This window comes from Pedobacter sp. AK017, from assembly GCF_014200825.1.
GTDB classification, from domain to species: Bacteria; Bacteroidota; Bacteroidia; order Sphingobacteriales; family Sphingobacteriaceae; genus Pedobacter; species Pedobacter heparinus.
Genome location: NZ_JACHCW010000011.1, coordinates 108,978 through 133,442, shown reverse-complemented (window position 1 = coordinate 133,442; position 24,465 = coordinate 108,978). Strand labels below are relative to the sequence as shown.

The window sequence follows — 24,465 nt, the reverse complement described above, 5'->3', positions numbered from 1 at the left end:
CCCTGCATTTTAAACTATAATTATGAAATCGATATATAAAATACTTGCAGTTCTGGTGATGGTTGCCGGAGTAAGCTGCAAAAAGGAATTAGATAAAGCCCCTATAGGCCTGATTACTTCTAACCAGGATGAGACAGATCCTAAACTCAATATTGTGGTGTCATCCGTAACCTCATCCTATCGCTTACTGTCCAGCACGCTGAACATTATTGGTCAGTGGGGCTGGGATGATGGTACCGTTTTGAGAAATGACTTTATTTTACAGGACATTGCATCGGGCGATATGCAGAAAAAATGGAACCCTGATGGCGACCAGGCCTGGATGGACCAGTTCTCTAAATTTAATTTTACTGCATCGAATGGTGGTTTTAATGGCCAGTGGAGTTACGACTTTGAAGGGATTTCGCGCTGCAACAGGTCTATCAATTATTTGACCGACCCGGTGGTGGTTGCAAAAATCGGGATAGACGAAACGCTGAAAAACAGATTGCTGGGTGAGGTTTATTTTTTAAGGGCATTCTATTATTTTGACCTGGTAAACAATTTTGGGGATGTGCCATTGTTGTTAAAACCACTTAAAGATTTTTCGGAAGCTTATGAAGTTGCCAAACGGGTGCCAAAAGAACAAGTGTGGGCACAGATCAGTGCCGACCTTGCCTTAGCCAAGCCTTTGCTTCCGGCTACCAAATACATTGATAATGTAGAGAAATGGCGGGCCTCTAAAGGGGCGGTAATTGCTTTACAAGCTAAAGTGGCGCTTTATAATAAAAGATGGACGGATGTGCTGAGCAGCATTACAGAGCTGGAGACTTTAAGGTTTTACAGTTTGAACAGCAATTACTTCGATAGTTTTGACATGACAAAGGAATTTGCCGATAATGAGGTGATTTTTGCCTACGACCACCAGTCGGCCAAAACCCCACCCATGGGCAACGGCCTGTGTGCCCTGGCCGGCTGGGGATTTATTGCGCCTACCACCAATTTTATCAATGCTTTTGAGGCCAATGACCCGCGGTTGGGTTATACTGTAAATGTGCAAAGTCAGAGTGTATACAAAGTATTCGGGGCCTTAAACGATGGCAATAAAGGGAATGAGGATGCGGCCAGTAATAAAATATATATCAGATGGGCCGATGTTTTACTTTGGAAGGCAGAGGCTTTGCTGGAGACAGCTTCTTATCCTGCGGCCATAGGGGTGATCAATAGCATCAGGGCCCGGGCAAGGACCAGTGTAGCTGCGAATGGCAGTTTACCCCCTGCTGGCACGCTACCTGACAGAAATGTAGCTTCGACAGATAAAGCACAGATTAAAGACTGGCTGGTAAAAGAGCGCAGGGTAGAGCTGGGCTTTGAATCGCAGAGATTTAATGACCTGAAAAGGTGGGGCATGGCAAAAGACTTTTTGAAATCTGTAGGTGTAAACTTCCAGGACCGCAATTATGTATATCCAATCCCTCAGGGAGAGGTGGATAAATCGGGAGGAACTATTGTTCAGAATCCAGATTATTAAAAGAGAAGTAATATATGAAAGATCAAGCGCAAAGATTTATACAAAACCCTTTATTATCGCCAAAAGAATTGAAGCCAAGCAGGCCTGGACTGGAGATTACCTGTCTGCTGAACCCCGGTGTTTTTACTTTTGAAGGCAAAACCTGGTTGCTGGTACGTGTGGCGGAGAGACCGAAACAACAGGAGGGTTTTATTTCTTTTCCGGTACTGAAAGGAGAGGGGATTGAAATTATTGAGATCGCATCGGGTGATCCGTACCTGAATGCGGATGACCCGCGGATCATCAGGTATAAAGGGCAGGATTACCTGACCACCCTATCGCATTTACGCCTGCTTTGCAGTGACGATGGTGTTCATTTTTATGAGCCGGAAGGCTATCCCCTTTTGCAGGGGGAGACTTTACAGGAAGCTTTTGGGGTAGAGGATTGCAGGGTAGCATTGATTGAGGGGATGTATTACCTGACTTACACCGCTGTTTCCGGGCAGGGTGTAGGGGTTGGCCTGCGTAAGACCCAGGACTGGAAAACTTTTGTTTCCGAAGGGATGATCATTCCACCACACAATAAGGACTGTGCCATTTTTGAAGAAAAGATCAATGGTAAGTTTTATGCGCTGCATCGACCGAGCAGTGTTGATATCGGTGGAAACTACATCTGGATTGCTCAATCGCCTGATGGCATACATTGGGGAGGGCATAAATGTATTGTTACCACCAGAAAAGACAGCTGGGACAGTGCAAGGGTAGGCGCCGGGGCTGCGCCCATAAAGACGTCACTGGGCTGGCTGGAAATTTATCATGGTGCAGATACCGCCCACCGGTATTGTCTGGGTGCTTTTTTGCTGGATCTTGATGACCCTTCTCTTGTGCTGGCACGCAGTACAGAACCTATTATGGTACCTACGGCTACTTATGAGCTGACTGGCTTTTTCGGACATGTGGTGTTTACGAACGGCCATGTAGTGCAGGGCGATGAGCTGACCATTTATTATGGTGCTGCAGATGAGTTTGTTTGCGGGGCTAAATTCTCTATTAATGAAATATTAACCTCCCTAACTTACTATCATGATTCATAAATTAAAATCCGAGATCGCTCATTTTAAGGCACAATCGCACAACTTTAAAGTGCTCACCTTAACCAATCTGATCTATAGCATTGTTTTGCCTGTGATAGATATTTTTGTGGCGGCTTATGTAATGCGCAGTTCTAATGATCCGGTAAAAGTGGTGGTATATCAGCTTACCATTTATACTGGCATCCCTTTAACCTTCCTGATCAATGGCTGGCTGCTGAACCGCTTCCCTATTAAAGTACTGTATTCATTGGGAATGGTGCTCAGCGCCATTTCAATGATGATCATGATGTCGCTGACCACTCTTGATATTACGGGGATCGGTATTGCAGGCATTGTAATGGGGATGTCTTTTGGTTTTTACTGGGCAAACCGGGATTTTCTGGCCCTGGCTACCACAAATGACGGTAACCGTAATTATTATTATGGGCTGGAGACCTTTTTTTATACCATTATTGCGGTAGTGATCCCGGTGATGATCGGTTGGTTCATAGAAGGCCTGGCAGGTACGGGTGATGCAAAGCTGGCTTATAAAATTGTTACGGGCATTGTGTTTGTGATTACACTCGCGGCTTCGGTGATGTGTTTTACGGGAAGGTTTACCAATCCCATCAGTAAGAAATTCATCTATTTTAAGTTTGATCCTTACTGGTACAGGCTGATGTTTCTGGCGGTATTAAAAGGGCTGGTCCAGGGCTTTTTGGTTACTGCGCCAGCAATGCTGATTATGCTGCTGCTTGGAAAAGAGGGGGCACTGGGCACGGCACAATCGGTAGGGGCTGTTTTTGCAGCCATATTGATGTACATTATTGGTCGTAAAACCGGTCCGCAGCACCGTATATATGTATTTGGCACCGGACTGGTATTGTTTACCGTTGCCGCACTGATTAACGGGATCCTGTTTAATGAAACTGGTGTAATCCTGTTTATGCTGTTCCTTTTGCTGGCTAAACCTTTGCTGGACCTGGCTTATTTTCCTATACAATTTAGTGTGATCGACATTCTGACCAAAAAGGAAAAGAGAAGTGAATTTGCCTATATCCTAAACCATGAGGCGGGCCTTTATATTGGCAGGCTAACTGGAGCGGGTACTTTTTTGTTACTGGCCTATTATTTTTCGAATGAGGTTGCACTGCGTTATGCCATCATTATTGTGGCGGTATTGCAGCTCAGTTCTTACTGGGTGGCAGGGGGCATCATTAAAAAGGGTAAAATTATGAATGAAGGCTTGGAACTGGGCGAAAAGAGCCTTGCAGAAACAGTTAACCCAAGCCATTCCATTGCTTAGGTATTTTAAAGTGATACCTGTTATTTTTAATATATTTAGATGATCACCAATGAAGATGAGATTTAAACTGATTACACCATTTACGCTAATTCTTTTATTTGCTTTTACACTTTGCTTTGCTCAGGTTAAACAAATAGCGATTAACCGGGTAGATGCTATGTCCAACCTGCCCAGGCCACTCCAGATTATAGACTGGAAACAGATGGCGCTTAATTTTGACCGAACGGTGTATGACTTTAAGGCCAAAGGCGAATACTGGCCAATGGTTTGGATGGACAGTACAGGTAAGAACTTTAAACAACCGGCACTGGGTATGTATACAGCTGTGGGCGATGTAAGACAGGGTTTACAAAATAACAAAGGTATGTTTCATGAGGCCCTGGCCAATATGGGAGCTGTTTTGGGTGCCAGCCTGGTAGGTTTGGATAAAAGTAAACAGCAGGGGCTGAATTATGTGGGGATGCTGAAAAACTATTTCAATAAGGATACCGGTTGGGATATTATGATGAACAATACGGCACCAGAGGTGGCTTTACTGGGTGGGGGCTATGGCCGCGACTGGTGGTATGATGTTTACCCGAACGTATTGTTCTATGCGATTTATGACAAATACCCTTTGGAGCCTGATTTTGAGGTGATGGCCAGGCGTATTGCCGAGCAGTTTTATCAGGCAGATTCGGTATTGAACGGCAATTATCATTATTCTTATTTCGACTATGGGAAGATGAAGCCAATGACCAACCAGATCTGTGCACAACCCGATGCGGCAGCCGGGCACGCTTATGTGTTGTATGCCGCTTATAAAAAGTTTGGTGATCCGCGTTACCTGAAAGGCGCGGTCAGCGCAATGAAAGCGCTGGAAAGCCAGGGAATAAATCCTACTTACGAGTTGCTGATGCCTTTTGGTGCCTACCTCGCCGCCAGGATGAATGCAGAGCAGGGTACTTCTTTTAACCTGGCAAAAATGCTGGATTGGACATTTGACGGTACTGCAGTATGTAGGGAAGGCTGGGGTTTTCTGGTAGGTAACTGGAATGGTTTCGACATTTCGGGCACTGTGGGCAGTACGGTCGATCATGGCGGTTATGCTTTTTTAATGAACACTTTTGATGCGGCCTGGCCTTTGGTTCCATTGGTGAGGTATAAACCCGAATACGCCACTGCGATCGGAAAATGGATGCTGAATGCGGTAAATGCTTCGCGGTTGTTTTATCCGCAATATATGCCTGTTTCACATCAAACCATACCTGAGCTTGCTGCCGTAACCAAGGGGGTAATTGCTTACGAAGGCTTTGCAAAAGCTTCTACTTTTGATACCCTATACCAATCGTTAAAAGCGCCAGTAGCACAGGGTGATGGACCGAAATGGGTGCCGGGTAAAAATCCGGAGGTATCGCAGTTTAGTGTATATGGCAGTGCACATGCCGGTATTTTTGGGGGCATTGTGAAGGAAACCGATGTAAAAGGAATATTGGGACTAGATTTGCTGGCGACTGATTTTTATGCAGCAAAGGCTTACCCGAGTTACCTGTTCTACAATCCTTATCGCAGTGCTAAGACAATAAATTTTAAGTTACCAAAAGGGCTTAAAGGAAAGAGAGACGTGTACGATTTGCTGAGCCAGCGTTTTGTGGCGCGGAACCTGCTGGCAGGAGCTAAAGTAACTATTCCGGCATTACAATCTGTGGTGCTTGTTTGTGTGCCTGCGGGGCTGAAGATGCAGATTAAAAATAAACAAATGTGGATTGACGGCGTAGTGGTGGATTATAATTATAACAAAATTTAAGTATGTTTACAGGCTGAAAACTAAAATAAAAGAAATTAATGAAAGTTGCGTTAATAACCGGTGTTACCGGACAGGATGGAGCATATCTGGCAGAGTTTTTACTTAAAAAAGGATATTTTGTTCACGGTTTAAAAAGACGGGCTTCATCATTCAATACAGACCGGATTGATCATTTGTACCAGGACCAGCATGAGAAAGGTGTAAATTTTAAATTGCATTACGGTGATTTAACCGATTCCACCAATCTGATCCGTATCATTCAGGAAACGCAGCCTGATGAAATCTATAATCTGGCAGCTATGAGCCATGTAAAGGTAAGTTTTGAAATGCCTGAATATACTGCGAATGCCGATGGTATAGGTACATTAAGGCTATTGGAAGCTGTACGTATTCTAGGTATGGAAAAAAAGACCAAAATATACCAGGCCTCTACTTCGGAACTGTATGGTTTGGTCCAGGCGGTACCCCAAAGTGAAAGTACCCCATTTTATCCGCGTTCACCTTATGCTGTAGCAAAGATGTATGCCTACTGGATTACAGTAAATTACAGGGAAGCTTATCAGATGTATGCCTGTAACGGTATTCTTTTTAACCATGAAAGTCCCTTAAGAGGGGAAACTTTTGTTACACGTAAAATTACCCGTGCGGCCTGTAAGATCGCATTGGGCCTGCAAAGCTGTTTATATCTCGGCAACCTGTCGGCGCAGCGCGACTGGGGCCATGCCAAGGATTACATTGAGGCCATGTGGCTGATCCTCCAGCAGGAAAAGCCAGAAGATTACGTAATTGCTACCGGAATAACCACAACAGTAAGGGATTTTGTGAAAATGAGTTTTGCTGAACTGGGTATAGAAGTTGAATTTAGTGGCAAGGACCAGTACGAAAGGGGTGTAATTATTGATGTAGACCAGGAAATGGTTGTTAAGCTAGGTTTAAATGATGCCAATCTGAAACCGGGCACTGTTGTGGTGCAGGTAGATGAAAAATATTTCCGCCCTACTGAGGTTGACCTGTTGTTGGGCGACCCGACCAAGGCCAATACGAAACTGGGTTGGAAACCTAAGTACGATTTACCACTTTTGGTGGAAGACATGATCCAGTCAGATCTGCAACTGATGAAAAAAGATGAATACCTGAAAAAAGGTGGGTTTAAAACACTTAATTATTTCGAGTAGGTAGTTTTTTGTTTAAGCTGGTGCTCTTTTCTGTATTTAGCCAGGTTGATGAGCAATACGCTGCCCAGGATGACCACCAATCCGGCAACCTGGATTATAGTGACCTTTTCGCTGGTAAAAAGTACACTCAGCAAAACAGCTACTACAGGGTTTACATAGGCATACGTGCTCACCTGTGTTGCCGGGCGTACACTTAATAACCATACGTACGCACTAAAAGCAGCAATAGAGCCAAATATGACCAGATAGCCAACTGATAACCAGGCATCAGCTGATACCATATGCCAATCGAAATTTTTAAGTTCTGAATTGAACAGGATACCCGGCGTAAAAGCGATACCGGCGGCCAGCATTTGCCAGGAGGTATTTACAGATACCGAAACGGCACTGGTCGTATTGTATTTTGAATACAGGGAACCCGCTGCCCATCCTATTGGTGCCAGCAGTAAAAGTACAATACCTACAATTTGAGTGTTGCTCTGGTTGTTGTTCAGCGTATGCATTACCTGTTCTGCAAATAGTAGGATAACACCTATAAACCCTATAATCAATCCCATTACTGTAGAGGTACTTTGCAGGTTTTCTTTCCATTTCGGTTTGTCCAGAATTACGAACCACATGGCTGCAGATGAAACCAGGATGGCAACCAATCCGCTTGGTATAGATTGTTCTACCCAGATCACCAGTCCGTTGCCTATCCCAAGCATCAGTATGCCCGCTATGGCAGCCTGTCTGATACTTTTTTTATCAAAAATCTTTTCCCCTTTAATGCTGCACCATGTTATTAACAACAGTCCGGCCGCAAGGAACCTGAAGGCACCAAGGATAAAAGGAGGAAAGCCGGCGAGGGCTTTCTGGATAAAAAAGTAAGTAGAACCCCAAACGATATATACTATGGCAAAGGCCAGGATAACGATTAAGGGAGAGGCTTTTTTGTTTAATTGTGAGGGCATGATGTATAGTTTTTCAGGTATTACCAACTGGAAATACAAAAGTATGTAAATTCTTTATCCCGGGCAGCCCGGATATTGCTATCTTGCCTTTTAATTTAAAAAAATACTCTCCCATGATTATCATTATACAATGCAGGGACCAGGTGGGACTGGTGGCCGATATTTCAGGAATACTGGCGGCAGCACAATTGAATATCATTTCTATGCGCGAGCATGTTGATAAAGCAGAAAATCGTTTTTTTATGCGCCTGGAAGTAGACGGCGTCTCGGATGAAGTATTGCTGGAAGCGCAAATGCGGCAGGTGCTCCCATCAGGAGCTGTTATACAGGTAAACCCGGTCCCGGATAAAAAAGTAGTAGTAATGGTTACGAAAGAATACCATTGCCTGGCCGATATCCTGATCCGCAATAATTTTAATACATTGGGTGCCCAGGTACTTTGTGTAATCGGAAACCATGATGTACTGCAAAAGATCTGTGAACGTTTTGCCGTTCCTTTTTTCCTGATCCCTTATCATGAAGATAAGGAAGTTTCAGAAAGGGAGATCATTGCAAAGATCCGGTCCTATGATCCGGACTATGTGGTGCTGGCTAAATTTATGCGTATCCTTTCGCCTGCTTTTGTGGCTAATTTTCCCAATAAGGTGATCAATATCCATCATTCCTTTTTACCTGCATTTGCAGGGGCTAACCCTTATAAAAAAGCCTTTGAAAGAGGGGTGAAATTAATTGGGGCTACTGCACATTTTGTAACGGACGACCTGGATGAAGGGCCGATTATTGCCCAGCAGATCATTCCGGTTAACCATTCATTTACTGTAGCCGATATGGTGAAATCGGGGCAGGAGATTGAAACAGCGGTATTGGCAAAAGCCTTAAGGTTGGTGTTGAACGACAGAGTGTTCGTCTACCGCAATAAAACAGTTGTATTTGAGTAAGCGCGCATTTTATGGATGATTTTTCCACTTAGGAAACCGGAGATGCAGGAAAAGTAAAGTTTGGCATTATTTGCCAATCAGATCTGAAGCCAGGTACAGGCCAATAAACAAGAGGCCTGTATCCTGATGTTTGATAAGGTATGCTTTGATCAATTGCATAGATTTAGTGATATGGCTATTTACGGTGGCAACAGAGATGCCAAGGAGCTTGCTAACCTCATCATAACTTTTACCGTCGATTTTGCAGAGCTCGAATACCATTTTTCTTTGAGGAGAAAGCTGGTCGATTGCATTTTTCAGAAGTGCTGCACTCTCTTTGCTCAATAAAACTTCTTCAGCATTAAGGTAATGGTCAGTGCCCCGGAGCAGCAGCTGCTCAATCAATGAATTGTCGGATGCTACCTTCCTGAAATAATTGTAAACCAGGTTCCTGGTGATGGTATAGAGGTAGGATTGAAAGGATTTGCCGGGAATAATTTTTTCCTTATTGTCCCACAGCCGGATAAAAAGTTCCTGTAACAACTCATCGGCAACGTCCTTATCCTTGGTCATGCTCAGGATTTTAAGGTACATGGGTTTGCTGTAAGCCTCATAAATCCCATTAAAGGCAGTCTCATCACCCGTTTTAAGACGGGCAAGTAAGTTATTTTGATAAGAATCTTCTAAAATGATCAATGTACAACAGGCCTTTTAACATTCAAATCTAACGATTTTAAAAAATAGTTACGAAATATTCCATTTTACAGTCATTGCTTTTCCTGTTTGCTGTGTATTAGTAGCGAATTGCAGGAAATGAAAGAACCAATCGATACCTTATTTGCGAAATATCTGGACGATCAATGCAGCTCAGCAGAAATTAAGTTATTGCTGGAGCATTTTAAATTGCCCGAAAATAAAACGCTGTTAAAAGAAGTTATTTTATCAGGGCTGGAAAGGCAGGCTGAGATAAAAGCTATACCCGACGACCTGAATGAAAGGATAGCAGCCATTCATCTCAGGGTAAATGAACATATCCAAAACACTATGGTGGTTAAACGACCATTGTTTGCCAGGTTGTGGCCACGAGTGGCTGCTGTTGCTGCTATCCTTGTCATTATTTCTGCAACTTTGTTTTATTATAATGGGAAACATTCGTTTGACAACCTTGAGGAGCAGATTGCGGCAGCTCAGATTAAGCCAGGGAGAAACCAGGCAATATTAACATTGGCAAATGGTAGTAAAGTACAATTGAGCGATGTAAATGGCAAACCGGTTTACATTGTGCCCGAAGGTTCGGCAGGCGCCGCTGCAACGTATAACACAATAGAAGCACCAGCTGGTGGCCAATGGCAGGTTGTATTACCCGATGGTACCCGTGTATGGTTAAATGCGTTGTCCAGCATCACTTTCCCCACTGCATTTATAGGTTCGGAAAGAAAAGTAAAAATTGATGGGGAAGTTTATTTTGAAGTGGTTCACAATAAAGTACTGCCTTTTCGTGTAGAAAGTACCGGGCAAACAGTAGAAGTTTTAGGTACTAAATTTAACATCATGGCTTACCATGATGAAGCCCAGACCAAAACAACACTGCTGGAAGGTGCTGTGAAAATTGCTACGGGTAAGGAAGAGAAAGTGCTGAAACCAGGCGAACAGGCAATGGTAATGAACGGAGGGGTTAAAATAGAGACCGATGTAGACCTGGAAAATGTTATAGCCTGGAAAAACGGAGATTTTATATTTAAGGGGGAAGATTTTAAAACCACCATGCGCAAAATTGCCCGCTGGTATAATGTAGAGATCAGCTATGATCCTTCAGTACCTGACGATATTGAACTTGCAGGTTGGATTTCAAGAGACAGCCAGCTTTCAATGGTATTGAAGCGAATTGAACAGGCCGGTAAAATAAAATTTAACGTTGAAGGAAGGAGGATTACCGTAATGAAGTAAACTTATACTAAACTCCGGTAATGCAAAAAAGAAAGCCAGGGTGCTCGCTACACTCCCGGCTCATATCAGGCATTACGTCAATAAAATTTTCAGTGTATCAACTTAATAACCAGACTTAACAAATGTATAAAATTTATACTAACAAACTTGGTGTACCCTTGCGGTATGTCGATAGAATATTATTTATTATGCGGTTAACCACCATAATTTTAATAGCATCCTTAATGCAGGTAAGTGCTGCAGGTTTTGCTCAACGGATTATTTTAAATGAGCGTAAAGCACCACTCGAAAAGATCTTAAAAGCTATCCGCACGCAAAGCGGCTACGACGTGATTATGGAAAGAAAGCTAATGGACAAAACGAAATCTATCGATGTTTCTGTACAGAACGCTACTCTTGAAGAAACCATGGACATTGTACTTAAGGGTTTAAATCTGAAGTATACCATTGAAGGAAAGATCATCGTAATAGAACCGGTAAAACCTTCTTTTATGGATAACATCAGGGCTGCGTTTGCGAATATTGATGTACGTGGCCGCGTGGTAGACAGTACCGGCCATGCCTTACCGGGAGCTAGTGTAATGGTCAAAGGAAAAAGACAAATTGCCAGGGCCGGTACAGATGGTACGTTTCTTTTGCAAAATGTTGAAGAAGGGACAACACTGGTCATTAGTTACACCGGGTATAAAACCAGGGAGATTGTAGCCTCAAAAGACCTTGGAACAATAAGGATGGATATTGCCGTTGCAAACCTGGAAGAAGTTGCGGTAACAGTCAACACGGGCTACCAAAAAATCAAACCAGAGCAAAGTACTGGTGCAGTTTCGCAAATAGGCACAAAGGAGTACGAATCCAGGGTGAGCTCCAATTTCCTTGATGGATTAGTAAACAGGTTACCTGGATTGTTAATTAATAATAGTGTGCAGTTTACCAGTACAGCTCCAGGTGCTATAAGTTCCACTTCGAGGCCTTTGTTCAACATTCGTGGTATTTCAACCATGTCGGCCAACCAAAGTCCACTGATTGTAGTTGATGGTTATCCGACGGAGTTGACTTTAGATATGATTGATCCAAATGAGATCAAATCAGTAACGATCCTTAAAGATGCCGCTTCTGCCACCGTATATGGAGTAAGAGCCTCCAACGGTGTCATCATAATCGAAAGAAAACAAGCTACACCCGGTGCGGCACAGTTCAATTTCAGGACTACATTGGGCATTACACCAGAGGAAAATTACAGCCGCTACCGTTGGGATCCAGAGGCATCAGGCATCAATGCCAATTACGTACGGGAAAGACAATCATTAAATATTACACCTGGTAGCTGGGGATTGTTATTTGCACCAGGAATACCAAATGGAGGTAACGTACGACGTTCCATCCCTTTCTATATCCAGGCTCAGCTTGCCGCCGGTATCATTACACCTGCACAGGCTGAAAGCTCTTTTGCAGAACTGGCTAATTATGATAATCTTGATGATTACAGTCGCTTATTCCAGCGGACGGCAATTGCGCAAACCAATACACTGAACATTTCAGGTGGTGTGCCAAACGCGTTATATTACATCACGGCCAATTATACGGGTAACCGTAGTAATGCAATCCTGAATGACAACAATAGATTTCAACTTACGGGCCGCACTACCCTTAAACTCGCAAAACGACTGAGCCTGGAACTGACCACTGAATATCAGGAAAACCGTGTTAACGGGGCTCCGGTGCCGGGTGCGGCTTCCTATGCGGGGTATGAGCGTTATGAAGATGTAAACGGCAACCCTGCCGCCATCATTTCACAAAGCTATGCGCCTGTTTACAATAGTTTCATCCTGTCACAGGGTTTGTTGGATCAAAATTATTACCCTTTGATTGAAGCGAATAAAGTAAGCAATAAAACGCGGACGCTAAACAACAAGACCATTGCCAATTTTAATTATGATATTGGAAAAGGGTTTAACTTGCTGTTCGGTGGGGTATATGAAACTTCCCGTACAGAGTTCAGGCACCTGGCCGCCCAGGGTTCGAATGAAGTGAATTCATTTGTAAACAATTATACGGTAACACCTACTGCAGCTAATCCTGCACTGGCATTCAAAAGGAATCTTCCTGATGGAGATTTCCTACGCCAGCAGAATGCCACCTCAACTGGTTATACCGCACGTACGCAATTGAATTACAATAAAAGAATGGGTAACCATTCCCTTAACGGTATAGCAGGAGCTGAAATACGCCGAGTATTAAATAAAAGTAATTTAGCCTCTTATTTTGGCTATAACGATCAGAGTTTGCTGCATCAGCCTGTAGATTACGCTTCGATATTTAACGGTGTAACGGGAACCAGTGGTACACTTGTCACGGGAAATGGCCTTGGTCTTTTGGAGAATTATTTCAACCAGGGTTATGATGATGACCGGTATGTATCGGCTTTTTCTAATGTTGTATACTCCTTTAAAGATACCTATTCCTTATCAGGAAGTATCCGTATCGACCAATCAAACCTTTTTGGTAGTGATCCAAAATATAAATACAAGCCCCTGTGGTCATTAGGTGCTGCCTGGAACATACATAAGGAAGATTTCATGAGTAATTTTAACTGGCTTCACCAGTTGAAACTGCGTGGTGCTTACGGATTTAATGGAAATGTAGCTAAACTTTCGCTTCCGCAGGTCATTGCCCAATCCCGGAACAATAACGCCAATACACCAACACTTCCTTCTCTCGTCCTATTCTCCAATGCCAATACGGGCCTTCGCTGGGAACAGACCGAGAACTTAAACCTTGGGCTCGATTTTAATGTTTTCAAAAATATCACAGGTAGTTTTGAATATTACACCAAAAAAACGACCGATGTGATGGGTAATTCCAGTATTGATCCAACACTTGGTGCAAACTCTGCCTTAATCAATTATGCCAGCATCAGAAATAATGGCTTAGAGTTTAGCCTGAAAGCAGACTGGATTTCTACCAGAGACTTTAACTGGAACACAGGTATAGTGGTGGCAAAAAATAGCAGCAAAGTATTAGATGTCTACAGGACAGGCCAGTACAATCCGCAGGTACTTGATGTGCTGGGTTATGTAAGTGGCTATCCGGTAGGTGCTATGTTCTCGTATGATACGCGCGGGCTCAATAATGAAGGCCACCCTATTATTTACGATCAGAACGGGGCATCGTATGTTGTAAATACCAGTTCCACGGGTACACCTCTGGTTACTGCAATGTCAGATAAGAATTCAGGACTGGTACAGTATTCGGGAACATCTGTTCCAACCATTAGCGGTGGATTAAGTAACCGCGTTGACGTTGGTAATTTTTATTTCTTCGCCATGATCAACTATTATGGTGGTTTTAAAGTAAGGGTGCCAAGACCTACTCCGGCAGAGAACAGACCTTTGCCAGGGTCGAACGACTATTGGAGGGTTGCCGGTGACGAGCTGAAAACAAACATTCCAAACCTGACTGATTTGAATAGCTCTGCTCCGGGGCTGGCATACCGTTATAATAGCAACTATGTGGTTCATGGTGATTACATGACGCTGGGCGATGTTACAGTTTCCTACCGCTTAAATGACCTTAAATTCATGAAAAATGTCGGATTCAAGAACTTTGAGCTCAAAGCCCAGGCTTCAAACCTGTACTCCGTCGGATTTAACCGCTATAACTTTAGCATGGCTACAGGAAGCTATGCCAAATCGTATTTAACCCCTACGTATACGCTTGGTTTGTTCACCAACTTTTAAAATTTTATACTGATGAAGAAATTTAAATATATAGCCGCCCAATTGCTTGTTTGCTGCATGGTTTTTAGCGGTTGCGATAAATATCTGGATGTTGAACCAAAGGGCAAGCAATTGCTGAAAACAACGGGTGACTTTGATCTTTGGTTGAACGCACAAACGTTTACAACTGAGATGAGTAGTCCTTATTTGGATTATATGACAGACAATATAGATTACCTAAGCGTTAATACTCCGCCAATTAGCCTTGCCGACTTTGTTTATACCTGGGCGCCACAGTTTACAAATGATGTAACAGCACCGGCCTATTTATGGGCTGACCACTATCAACGTATTAGTCTGTATAATACCGTGTTGTTAGGTATTGACGCTGCTGAGGGTGGGACTGCATCACAGAAGAACAGTCTTAAGGCGGAAGCCTTACTTGGCCGTGCATTTTCGTATTTTTACCTGGTGAATGAATATGCCAAGCCCTACGACGCGGCAACCGCATCCACCGATTTGGCTGTGCCTTTTGTCACTTCAGACAATGTAAGTCAAAAAGCACCCCCAAGAGCTACAACGGCTGAAATTTATCAACACATCCTGGATGATATCAATGTGGCTATCCCGAACCTTCCTGCTGACAACAGTGGCGCTAGGTTTCGTGGCTCTAAGGCTGCCGCATACAGTGTATTGGCACGCATTTATTTATACAGAAGGGAATATAGTGAAGCGCTGCGTTATGCTGAGCTGGCGCTGGCCAATACCCGTGCCACAATGATTGATTATACCACCCCTGCTTCCTTTCCCACCACGCAAAATGTAGTGTCTCATCCGGACGCAATTTATGGTAAGGGATATGCTGCTGCTGGTATCCCGATAACCTTAGATTTGAAAGGCTCGTTTGCGGGCAACGACACAAGGAGAACAATTTTTTATTCGAGCTGGACCAGTACCGTAAGAGGGGCGACTGCGTTTTACGCAGCTGCAGTTACACCAACTTTCCAGCTAACCAATTCCGGTACAACTGTTCAGGAAATGCACTTAATTGCAGCAGAATGTGCGGCGCGAAGTACTGCCCCGAATGGCCTGGCTACGGCACTTGGCCACCTGAATCAGGTGCGCAGGAACAGGTATACGGGTACGCCAATTGAGAGCAGGGATTTTACTTCATCAAGTCAGAGTGCTGTGTTTAACGAAGTGCTGGCCGAAAGAAGACGTGAATTACCTTTCCATAGCTTACGCTGGTTTGATATGCGGAGATTTGATATGGAGAACAGGATGTCAGTAGTAATCCGCACCAATGCACAGAACACAGTAGTTGCCACGCTTGAGCCGAACAGCCCAAGATACACGCTGCAAATCCCTATTCAGGTGATTGCCTTTAACCCGGATATGCCCCAAAATCCATAACTATAAAATTTAAGAGATGAAGACATACAAATTAAATTTATTGGCAATATGCACGGTAGTGCTATTGTTTATGGCTTGCAAAAAAGACAAAACTGGCCGCGAACCCTTGCCAGAAGGTAGGGTAACTTTTGATGTGCCGGCTTCAACAGATGTAGTGGCGAGAGATTTCGATATCAGAAATGTGTCTGTAGTTAGCGTGGAAATGAAAGCGGCGCTACAAGGTAGCTCGTCTTCGGATGTTCATTATGTGACCTTTGCTACTGATACGACTAAAATAGCAGATTATAAGCTAAAATATGGCAATACCGCTCTTTTACTTCCTACAAAAAGCTATCTTTATTATAAGCCAACGGTAGCCATTGCTGCCGGGGCCAACCTTTCAGAAGCAGCGGTACTGAATCTTAGTTTTCAGACTACACTACAGCCTTTCAGCACTTATGTGCTGCCGCTAACCATTGCATCTATAGATGGCATACCACAGGATCCAAAGACACGCAAAGTGGTTTATTATGTTTTTAATACAAAAGAACCACGTTATATGAGCCATGCCGGATATACTCCTACTGCTACTGCATCTTCTACATTTGGAACTAACGTAGCAAGCAGAGCAATTGATGCAGCTACAGGTACAACATTTTGGGCAAGTTCTAACACGGTGCCGCTGCCACAATTCCTGACCATTGATTATGGACGAAATGTTACCTTTCCTGGATTAGACTATTTTTTTCCGACGGCCTTAACCGCTGCCAATGGAGCTCAGACAACCTCTGCTAAAGTGGAAACAAGTATAGATAACATAACCTGGACAGATAAGGGTACGTATGCAATCAATGTCAACAATACTGCTAGAATGCACACTATAACTTTGCCTTCATTAACAACAGCCAGATACTTACGCTTTACCATTTTGGCAGCAAATCCATATGTAGCATCAGCAACAATCACTTATAACATAGGTTTTGTGGGCGGCATTTTACTGTTAAATTAAAAAAGATAACTCTTAATCTATAAAAATAGAAAAATGAAAAAAACAATATTTTCAGTTTTGATACTGCTGCCTTTTATGGCAGCAGCTCAAAAAAACTACACCATAACAGGAAAATTGCCGGCTGTTAAAGGCCAGGCCAAAGCTTATCTTGTTCTTTTAAAAAACAATGCGTGGAAGGAAACAGACTCTGCTGAAATCAAAGATGGTAAGTTCCAGTTTACCGGGAGTGTGAATGAACCTCAGAATGCAATCCTGGCCGTCAGGCGTAATGGTGCAGCAGATTCAGGAAGACAACGTGATGCGCTGGGCTTTTTCATTGAGAACTCCAAAATTGAAATAGTTGGAACAGATTTAATCAGTAATGCTAAAATTACCGGCTCGGTTGCTAATCGTGAAAATGAAGAGCGAGAAGCCATGATAAAGCCAGTTACCGCTAAGATCATAAAGCTGCAAGATGAATTTGGAAAAAAAGCCGCAGACGGATATTATATTAAATCATTGGAAGAACGTAAAAAAGCGGGAGACAGCATTCAAAAATTGGTGGCAATGAATAAGGACATCAACCATAGGTTTGCAGAAACGCATTTAAATTCTTTCATGGGACTTTACACCTTCAATATGTATGTGCTCGACAATAAATTTGATCCGGCGAAGGAAGAGCCCTTATTTAACCGTTTTTCAACTGTTTTAAAATCCTCTCCACTTGGTAAACGTACCATAGAGAAATTAGAAATTGGTAAGCGGCGCCAGACCGGTGCTAAAGCAACAGATTTTACACAAAATGACCTTAACGGTAAACCATTTACGCTTTCTTCTTTAAGGGGAAAATATGTACTGGTAGATTTTTGGGCCAGTTGGTGTGGCCCATGCCGTGCAGAAAACCCTAATGTGGTAAAGGCATATAATGAACTAAAAGGAAAGAACTTTGAGATTGTAGGCGTATCGCTTGATTACCCGGGTGGTAAAGCGGCCTGGGCAGAAGCGGTTAGAAAAGACGGTTTACCCTGGATCCAGGTGAGCGACCTGAAAGGCTGGAAAAATGAGGTGGCCCTGATGTACGGCATCAATTCAGTACCACAAAATCTGCTGATTGATCCGCAGGGGGTAATCATTGCTAAAAATCTGAGGGGCGAGGCGCTTACAGATAAATTGAAGGAATTGATTAAATAAATTCATTTTGACCTTCTAACACATAAAAAACTACTTATGAATATTAAAATAATTATTATTGCGCTCCTGCTACTGCCAGCAAGTTTTTGCCTGGCGCAGGATAAATTTGAAATATCGGGCCAGCTTTCCCAAGCAGGTAAGGATAAGATGGTAATGCTCAGCTACAAAAACAGCGAGGGTAAAGATACCAAAGACAGCGCCCTGGTAAAAAACGGTAAATTCCTGATCAGCGGTACTACAGCTTTTGGTAATAAAGCGTATCTGACACTAATGCCTGTAAAAAAGGATACTATCCGACGTGTCGGTCAATCTGATTACCAGGAGTTTTACCTGGAAAAGGGCATGTATAAAGTAACGGGTACAGATAGCCTGGCCAAAGCAAGCATAACGGGAGCGCAGGCGCAAAAGGATTTTTTATTATGGAAGTCTAAATCACAGGCCCTGTTGGCCCAGTTCAGAGAGATCACCCAGCGGTTTACCAAGGTTTATTATGCGAAAGTGAAAGATACGGTAACGATCAAAAAGATTCAGGCCGAAGCAAGACCAGTACATGCCAAAATCGAAGCGGCATTGGATTCCTTTATTTTTAGTCACCCGGATTCCTATGTGGCGCTTGATCTGATTGCTTCAGAAAAGACCGCAGTAATCGATCCCCAGGTTTTTGGGGCTTATTACAATCCATTAAGCAAAAGAGTACTGGCCAGTTTTACTGGTCAGAAATTAACTGCCAAATTTGAAAAGGCAAAGAAAATATCCATTGGTAAAACTGTAGACTTTACGCAAACAGACGATAAAGGCAATGAATTTAAGCTTTCTTCATTAAAAGGAAAATACGTACTGGTCGATTTCTGGGCCAGCTGGTGCGTGCCTTGCCGTGCAGAAAATCCACATTTGCTAAAAGCTTATAACCAGTTAAAAGATAAGGGATTTGAAATTGTAGGGATTTCTCTGGATGAAACCAAAGCCGCCTGGCTTAATGCTGTAAAGCATGATGGCATGCCCTGGATACAGGTGAGTGACCTGAAGGGCTTTAAGAGTGAAATTGCAGTTCAATATGGTATCTCTGCCATTCCTCAAAACTTTCTGATCGACCCACAAGGCGTTATCATAGCGAAGAACCTAAGGGGTGAAGATGTAAATGAGCAGCTTGCGAAACTGATCCGTTAGCAGATAAAATCAGTATAAGCATTAGACCCTTATTTAAAAAGACGTAATCTGTGTCTTTTTAAATAAGGGTCTTTTTTTTGCAAAGTACAGGCCCAGGTTAAACCGGAATTAAAAATAACGCCCGGGTTTTTTGGTTTGTATTGTTGATTTTGTATAGCTTCACAAAAAGGGAGATCATTACAAGCACAATATGGATTGTCAAACAGACGAACAGCTTACCGGCCTTATAAAGGAGGGAAATGTTTTTGCTTTTAAAGCGCTGTATAACAGATATGGAAATTTGTTGTTTGTCTACATCTCAAAAAGCCTGCACGATCAGGATGATGCGCAGGATATTGTACAGGAGGTGTTTGCCCAGCTCTGGAATTCGAGGGAATCCCTGAACATTACCACTTCCATCTCGTCCTATTTATATGCTTCGGTGCGCAATAAAATGATCGATTTAACAAGACGGAATGGTTTACATAAAAAATACCTTGAGAAACTGGATACTTTTGAAGCAGACAATATCATGGCAGATCACCTGGTTAGGGAGAAACAACTTGCGGCCTTAATTGAAAAGGAAATCGATGCCCTTCCTATAAAGATGCGGGAAGTATTCCTGTTGAGCCGAAGCTCAGATTTATCGCATCAGGAGATTTCAGATCAGCTTGGCCTCCAAAAGCAAACCGTCAGGTCACATATTAAACGTGCCCTGAAAATTCTACGCTTAAAATTTTAATCTGCTAATTGCCCCCCTGCCCCCCGGTTCTTCGTCATTGTTATAAAAGGCATAGTTTATAATTGACAATGAAAAGGGAGCCAACAGAAGATTTACTCGATAAATACAGCCAGGGTGTTTGCACTGCTGAAGAAAAAGCATTGGTAGAAAGCTGGTTTCTGCACTGGAAAGCAGATGGCGTTAGCCCTTCCGCGGCAAGGATTGAGCGGGCCAATAGAGAAGTTATGCGCTCCATTCTGGCTGAAGTACCTGTAAAAAAGATCAACAGAAACTGGCAGTTGGCCGGTATTGCTGCGGCCATATTATTGCTGCTTGGCATATCTGTGCTGTTGTTTAGAGAAGGGCCATTGTCAAAAGCTTACCGTAATGACATCGGCCCTGGTGGTAATAAAGCCACGCTTACCTTAAGCAGTGGAAAAGTTATTCCATTGAGCAGTACAAAAACAGGTGTCGTAATTGAGGGGGATCATTTAACCTATAATGATGGTACTGTGCTGGCATCGCCCCAAAACATGGTATTAAATGAAGTACAGGTAAGTACACCGCTGGGCGGTACTTATCAGGTTAGCCTGCCTGATGGTACCCGGGTATGGCTCAATGCGGGTTCTACACTTAAATTTCCTTCAAGCTTTGCAGGTCTTAAGGAAAGAATCGTCCGTTTATCCGGTGAAGCTTATTTCGAAGTGGCCCGGATCAAATCTCCGCAGGGCATAAAATTTATAGTAAAAACAGCTCAGCAGGAAGTAAGCGTGCTGGGTACCCATTTTAACATCAACAGTTACGCAGATGAGCCCAATACCAAAACAACGCTGCTTGAGGGTTCAGTGCGCCTCTCTGTCCCGCTATTGCAGAACGGGGGGACGATGCTTAAACCAGGCGAACAGGGCTTTAATGAGGGGCAAAGGATTGAGGTTAGCAAAGTGGAGGCAGAGGAAGTTATTGCATGGAAAAACGGGGAATTTGCATTCAGCAATGAAAGACTGGAAAGTATCATGCGCAAAATTGCACGCTGGTATGATGTTACCGTTGTTTATGAAAATAAAAACGTTGGTAACGTACCATTCGGTGGCAGCATATCCAGGTTTGGCAAGGTCTCAGAGGTGCTGGATATGCTCGAATTAACAGGGAAAGTAAAATTTAAAGTAGAAGGAAGGAGGATTACCGTGAATTAAACAGATATAAAAACGGTAATACACAACAGAGCCAGAAGTCTCGACTCTTCTGGCTCATGCCTGTATTGCTATGAAATAAAAGCGAATCTATTACATCAATTTACAAATTTACAGACTAAACAAATGTATATATTTTATACCAATAATCCGGATATGCGGAAAAGGCATATCTATAAGATTCTATTGATTATGCGACTGACCACCGTAATTTTAATCGCATCGATGCTTCAGGTAAGTGCTTCCGGTTTTGGTCAGAAGCTGAATTACGTTCGTAAAAGCACCACATTACTCCAGCTGTTTAAGGAAATAAAGGCCCAGACGGGCTATCATGTAGTGTGGCCGGAACAGGACATCAATACCCATACAGTGATTACCGCTAATTTTAGAAATGTGCCGGTAACCGAAGTGCTAAACCAAAGCCTGAGAGGATTAAATTTAACGTATGCCATCAGGGGCAGGACCATCGTAATTAAAGCGATAAACCCATCCCTTATAGATAAGGCGAAGCTCATCCTGGATTCGGTCCATGATTTTTTTCTTAGCATTGATGTACAGGGGCGTGTGGTGGACGACCGGGATGAACCCCTGTTGGGTGCAATTGTTAAAGTTAAAGGGAGCACTATGGCCACTTCAACAAATGCAGTGGGGAATTTTGAACTGAAACAGGTGCCCGAAAATGCTATCCTGCTCGTTTCCTATCTTGGCTTTGAGACCAAAGAAATCAAAGCTGAGAAAAGTCTGGGCACCATTAAGCTGATTCTGGCTATTGACGATTTAAAAGAGGTGGAGATCAATGCCGGCTATTATACGGTTAAAAATAAAGTACGTACCGGTGCAATATCCCGTGTGTCTGACGAAATAATTGCCGCACAGCCGGTTGGTAATCCGCTGACTGCGTTAACAGGCAGGATGGCCGGGGTAAATATAGCACAGAGTTCCGGCGTAACCGGAGGAAACGTCAATGTAGAAATAAGGGGGAGGAATAGCTTAAGGTCGGATGCCAGGGACCCCTTATACCTGGTTGATGGCGTACCTTATCCCTCTGCCCCGCTCACCAACAACAGTATGGGTGTTTCAATTTTAGCAGGCAGCAGCCCCTTAAACTACCTGAACCCCCTCGACATTGAAAGTATCGAGGTGTTGAAAGATGCAGATGCAACTGCCATTTATGGCTCAAGGGGTGCCAATGGGGTGGTGCTGATCAAAACAAAATCTGCTAGGAACGGAAAAACGGAAGTAGGCTTCAATATTTATACCGGCATTTCGAAAGTCAGTACGATACTCGATCTTTTAAATACTTCGCAATACCTTGAAATGCGTAATGAGGCATTTAAAAATGACGGGATAAGTCCAGGCTTAACAGATTACGACCTGAATGGCAGCTGGGACCAGCATCGTTATACCGACTGGCAGGATGTACTTATCGGTGGTACGGCACAGCTTACCAATATCTCGGCCTCCATAAATGGCGGCAATGAACTTACCCAGGTTGCCTTCAGAAGCAATTACAACAGGCAATCGACCGTTTTTCCGGGCAATTTTGCGGATCAGAAAGGATCGGCAAGTTTAACCGCGGGTCACGCTTCATTGAATAAAAAGTTTAAAGCAAATTTTTCATCATCTTATTTGCTGGATAACAATAATCTACCGAGGGTTGATCTGACCAATCATATCCTGTTAGCCCCCAATGCACCTGAACCCTATACAGACAATGGTGATTTAAACTGGGACTATAACAGCACCGGTGCCGCAACATGGACAAACCCGATGGCCGCAATAAGAAATGTTTACCAGGGCAGGTCGGTCAGTTTCATGTCGAGTGCTGTACTGAGCTATGAACCTGTCCCAGGTTTGATCATTAAAAGTAATTTGGGCTATACCAATATCAGGTTAAGGGAAAACCTGCTAAATCCGGTTAAGGCGGGTAATCCGGCAACAGCCCCGCTGGGTTCTAATTACCTGTCAAATAATACCATTGAAACCTGGATTGTTGAACCCCAGCTGATCTGGAACCCTAAGGTTTTTAAGGGGCGTCTGGAAATATTACTGGGCAGTACTTTTCAGAAGGACGATCAAAAAACAGAGGCGGTTGTCGGTACGGGGTACACCAACGACCTGCTTTTGAAAAGCATCTCTGCTGCACCAACCAAAACAGGCACATCTTCAGGCAGTCAGTATAAGTACAATGCATTGTTTGCACGCTTAAACTACAACCATCAGGACAAATATATTCTAAACCTTACTGCCAGAAGGGATGGGTCGAGCAGGTTTGGCCCCGGAAAACAGTTTGCAAACTTTGGGGCTGTAGGTGCTGCCTGGATCTTTTCGGAAGAAAAGGCATTTAAATCCAGCCTGCCCTTTCTTTCCTTTGGAAAGTTCAGGGCAAGTTACGGTCTCACGGGAAGTGATAAGATAGGCGATTATGGCTTCCTGGATACGTATTCGGCTTCCCAGCCTTATCAGGGTGGAGCAGGGCTTACCCCAACCAGACTGGCGAATCCCGATTATGCCTGGGAAAATAACAAGAAGCTTGAAGCCGCAGTTGACCTGGGTTTTCTTCGCGACAAGCTCTTTTTTACGATAAGCTGGTACCGAAACCGGTCATCCAATCAACTGGTCGGTTATTCACTCCCGGATATTACAGGCTTCACAAGCATACAATATAACCTGCCGGCAGTTGTGCAAAACACGGGGCTGGAGTTTGAGCTCAACACCAGCAATGTTTCAGGAAGAAACTTTACCTGGAAAACTGCATTTAATTTAACCATTCCCCGCAATAAACTGGTTTCGTATCCCAATATTGCAGGCTCCGCTTATGCAAGTGCTTATACTGTTGGGCAGTCTTTGTATACTCCTATAGGCTATCACTATTTAGGGGTTGACCCGCAAAACGGTTTGTATACTTTTGAAGATCTGGACGGAAACGGGAACGACCTGGATGAAGCAGATAAAAAAACAGCAGATAAAGGGCTGGAAAGTCATGCTTTTGGTGGTCTGCAAAACAGTTTTACCTATAAAAGCTTCCAGCTGGATGTTTTCTTTCAATTTGTAAGCAAAACGGCAAGGAATCCAATAAGCCTGTACGGCATTCCGGGTGCTATGGGTAACCAATCGGCTGAAGTTATGGAAAGGTGGCAAAAGCAGGGTGATGAGCGCAGTGTCCAGAAGTTTAGCCAGTCGCTCGTCGCTGATGGTCCCGGATTAAGGTTCTATTACACGCTGAGTTCAGATTATTTCAGCGATGCATCGTTCATCAGGCTGAAGAATGTATCGTTCTCCTGGAATGTGCCCGCAGACTGGAGCCGGCGATTGCGGCTAAAGGGGCTTAAATTATACCTGCAGGGGCAAAACCTGTTTACCCTTACCAAATACAAAGGAGACCCTGAAGTGCTAAATATCAAAAGCTTACCCAGTTTAACCACTTTAACGGCTGGTATCCAGGTAAGCCTGTAACGATTGATCCATTTAACGA

General features: G+C 43.5%; 17 protein-coding genes. 15 read left to right on the top strand and 2 right to left on the bottom strand.

Translation table 11 applies throughout. From position 1 onward, the window contains the following. Window positions 1–22 precede the first annotated feature (22 nt). The 5 genes from HDC92_RS16670 to gmd are packed head-to-tail and all read left to right on the top strand — an operon-like array spanning window position 23 to window position 6,829. Window positions 23–1,510 (top strand): RagB/SusD family nutrient uptake outer membrane protein, encoded by a 1,488-nt coding sequence (locus tag HDC92_RS16670; RefSeq protein WP_183876175.1) that lies wholly within the window; start codon window positions 23–25, stop codon window positions 1,508–1,510. 14 nt (window positions 1,511–1,524) lie between these two features. Further along, window positions 1,525–2,583 carry a glycoside hydrolase family 130 protein gene (locus HDC92_RS16665; protein ID WP_183876173.1) on the top strand — a complete coding sequence of 353 codons (1,059 nt, stop codon included), beginning with the start codon at window positions 1,525–1,527 and terminating at the stop codon, window positions 2,581–2,583. Next, window positions 2,573–3,868: an MFS transporter gene (locus tag HDC92_RS16660; RefSeq protein WP_183876171.1), complete on the top strand. Its 1,296-nt coding sequence runs from the start codon at window positions 2,573–2,575 to the stop codon at window positions 3,866–3,868. The genes HDC92_RS16665 and HDC92_RS16660 overlap by 11 nt, the downstream gene beginning before the upstream one ends. 49 nt (window positions 3,869–3,917) lie before the next feature. Beyond that, window positions 3,918–5,654 (top strand): hypothetical protein, encoded by a 1,737-nt coding sequence (locus HDC92_RS16655; protein WP_183876169.1) that lies wholly within the window; start codon window positions 3,918–3,920, stop codon window positions 5,652–5,654. Between the two features lie 38 nt (window positions 5,655–5,692). Then, window positions 5,693–6,829, top strand: a complete 1,137-nt coding sequence (gene gmd, locus HDC92_RS16650) for a GDP-mannose 4,6-dehydratase (RefSeq protein WP_183876167.1) — start codon at window positions 5,693–5,695, stop codon at window positions 6,827–6,829. Here the strand turns inward: gmd and HDC92_RS16645 are convergent. Further along, on the bottom strand, window positions 6,817–7,782 hold the full coding sequence (locus HDC92_RS16645; protein WP_183876165.1) for an EamA family transporter: 966 nt from the start codon (window positions 7,780–7,782) through the stop codon (window positions 6,817–6,819). The two genes, gmd and HDC92_RS16645, sit on opposite strands and share 13 nt — an antisense overlap. Window positions 7,783–7,895: 113 nt before the next feature. Here HDC92_RS16645 and purU point away from each other — a divergent pair, with 113 nt between their 5' ends. Continuing rightward, window positions 7,896–8,720, top strand: coding sequence for a formyltetrahydrofolate deformylase (purU, locus tag HDC92_RS16640; RefSeq protein WP_015809798.1), 825 nt, complete (start codon window positions 7,896–7,898; stop codon window positions 8,718–8,720). A gap of 66 nt (window positions 8,721–8,786) precedes the next feature. Here the strand turns inward: purU and HDC92_RS16635 are convergent, their stop codons facing one another. Next, window positions 8,787–9,395, bottom strand: coding sequence for an RNA polymerase sigma factor (locus HDC92_RS16635; RefSeq protein WP_183876163.1), 609 nt, complete (start codon window positions 9,393–9,395; stop codon window positions 8,787–8,789). 117 nt (window positions 9,396–9,512) lie between these two features. Here HDC92_RS16635 and HDC92_RS16630 point away from each other — a divergent pair, with 117 nt between their 5' ends. The 9 genes from HDC92_RS16630 (at window position 9,513) to HDC92_RS16590 (ending at window position 24,446) form a co-directional block, all read left to right on the top strand. Then, a complete protein-coding gene (locus HDC92_RS16630) occupies window positions 9,513–10,646 on the top strand; it encodes a FecR family protein (RefSeq protein ID WP_183876161.1) in 1,134 nt (377 codons plus the stop codon). 224 nt (window positions 10,647–10,870) lie between these two features. Then, window positions 10,871–14,383, top strand: coding sequence for a SusC/RagA family TonB-linked outer membrane protein (locus HDC92_RS16625; RefSeq protein ID WP_255484562.1), 3,513 nt, complete (start codon window positions 10,871–10,873; stop codon window positions 14,381–14,383). Between the two features lie 12 nt (window positions 14,384–14,395). Beyond that, a complete protein-coding gene (locus HDC92_RS16620) occupies window positions 14,396–15,775 on the top strand; it encodes a RagB/SusD family nutrient uptake outer membrane protein (RefSeq protein WP_183876157.1) in 1,380 nt (459 codons plus the stop codon). A 16-nt stretch (window positions 15,776–15,791) separates the two neighbouring features. Further along, on the top strand, window positions 15,792–16,763 hold the full coding sequence (locus tag HDC92_RS16615) for a discoidin domain-containing protein (protein WP_183876155.1): 972 nt from the start codon (window positions 15,792–15,794) through the stop codon (window positions 16,761–16,763). Between the two features lie 33 nt (window positions 16,764–16,796). Continuing rightward, window positions 16,797–17,933, top strand: coding sequence for a TlpA disulfide reductase family protein (locus HDC92_RS16610; protein ID WP_183876153.1), 1,137 nt, complete (start codon window positions 16,797–16,799; stop codon window positions 17,931–17,933). A 36-nt stretch (window positions 17,934–17,969) separates the two neighbouring features. Continuing rightward, window positions 17,970–19,100 (top strand): TlpA disulfide reductase family protein, encoded by a 1,131-nt coding sequence (locus HDC92_RS16605; RefSeq protein WP_183876150.1) that lies wholly within the window; start codon window positions 17,970–17,972, stop codon window positions 19,098–19,100. Between the two features lie 190 nt (window positions 19,101–19,290). Further along, window positions 19,291–19,821 carry an RNA polymerase sigma factor gene (locus HDC92_RS16600; RefSeq protein ID WP_183876148.1) on the top strand — a complete coding sequence of 177 codons (531 nt, stop codon included), beginning with the start codon at window positions 19,291–19,293 and terminating at the stop codon, window positions 19,819–19,821. Between the two features lie 68 nt (window positions 19,822–19,889). Beyond that, entirely contained in the window at window positions 19,890–20,993 is a 1,104-nt protein-coding gene (locus HDC92_RS16595; RefSeq protein WP_183876147.1) for a FecR family protein, read from the top strand. A 123-nt stretch (window positions 20,994–21,116) separates the two neighbouring features. Next, window positions 21,117–24,446: a SusC/RagA family TonB-linked outer membrane protein gene (locus tag HDC92_RS16590; protein ID WP_183876145.1), complete on the top strand. Its 3,330-nt coding sequence runs from the start codon at window positions 21,117–21,119 to the stop codon at window positions 24,444–24,446. The last annotated feature ends 19 nt before the right edge of the window (window positions 24,447–24,465 follow it).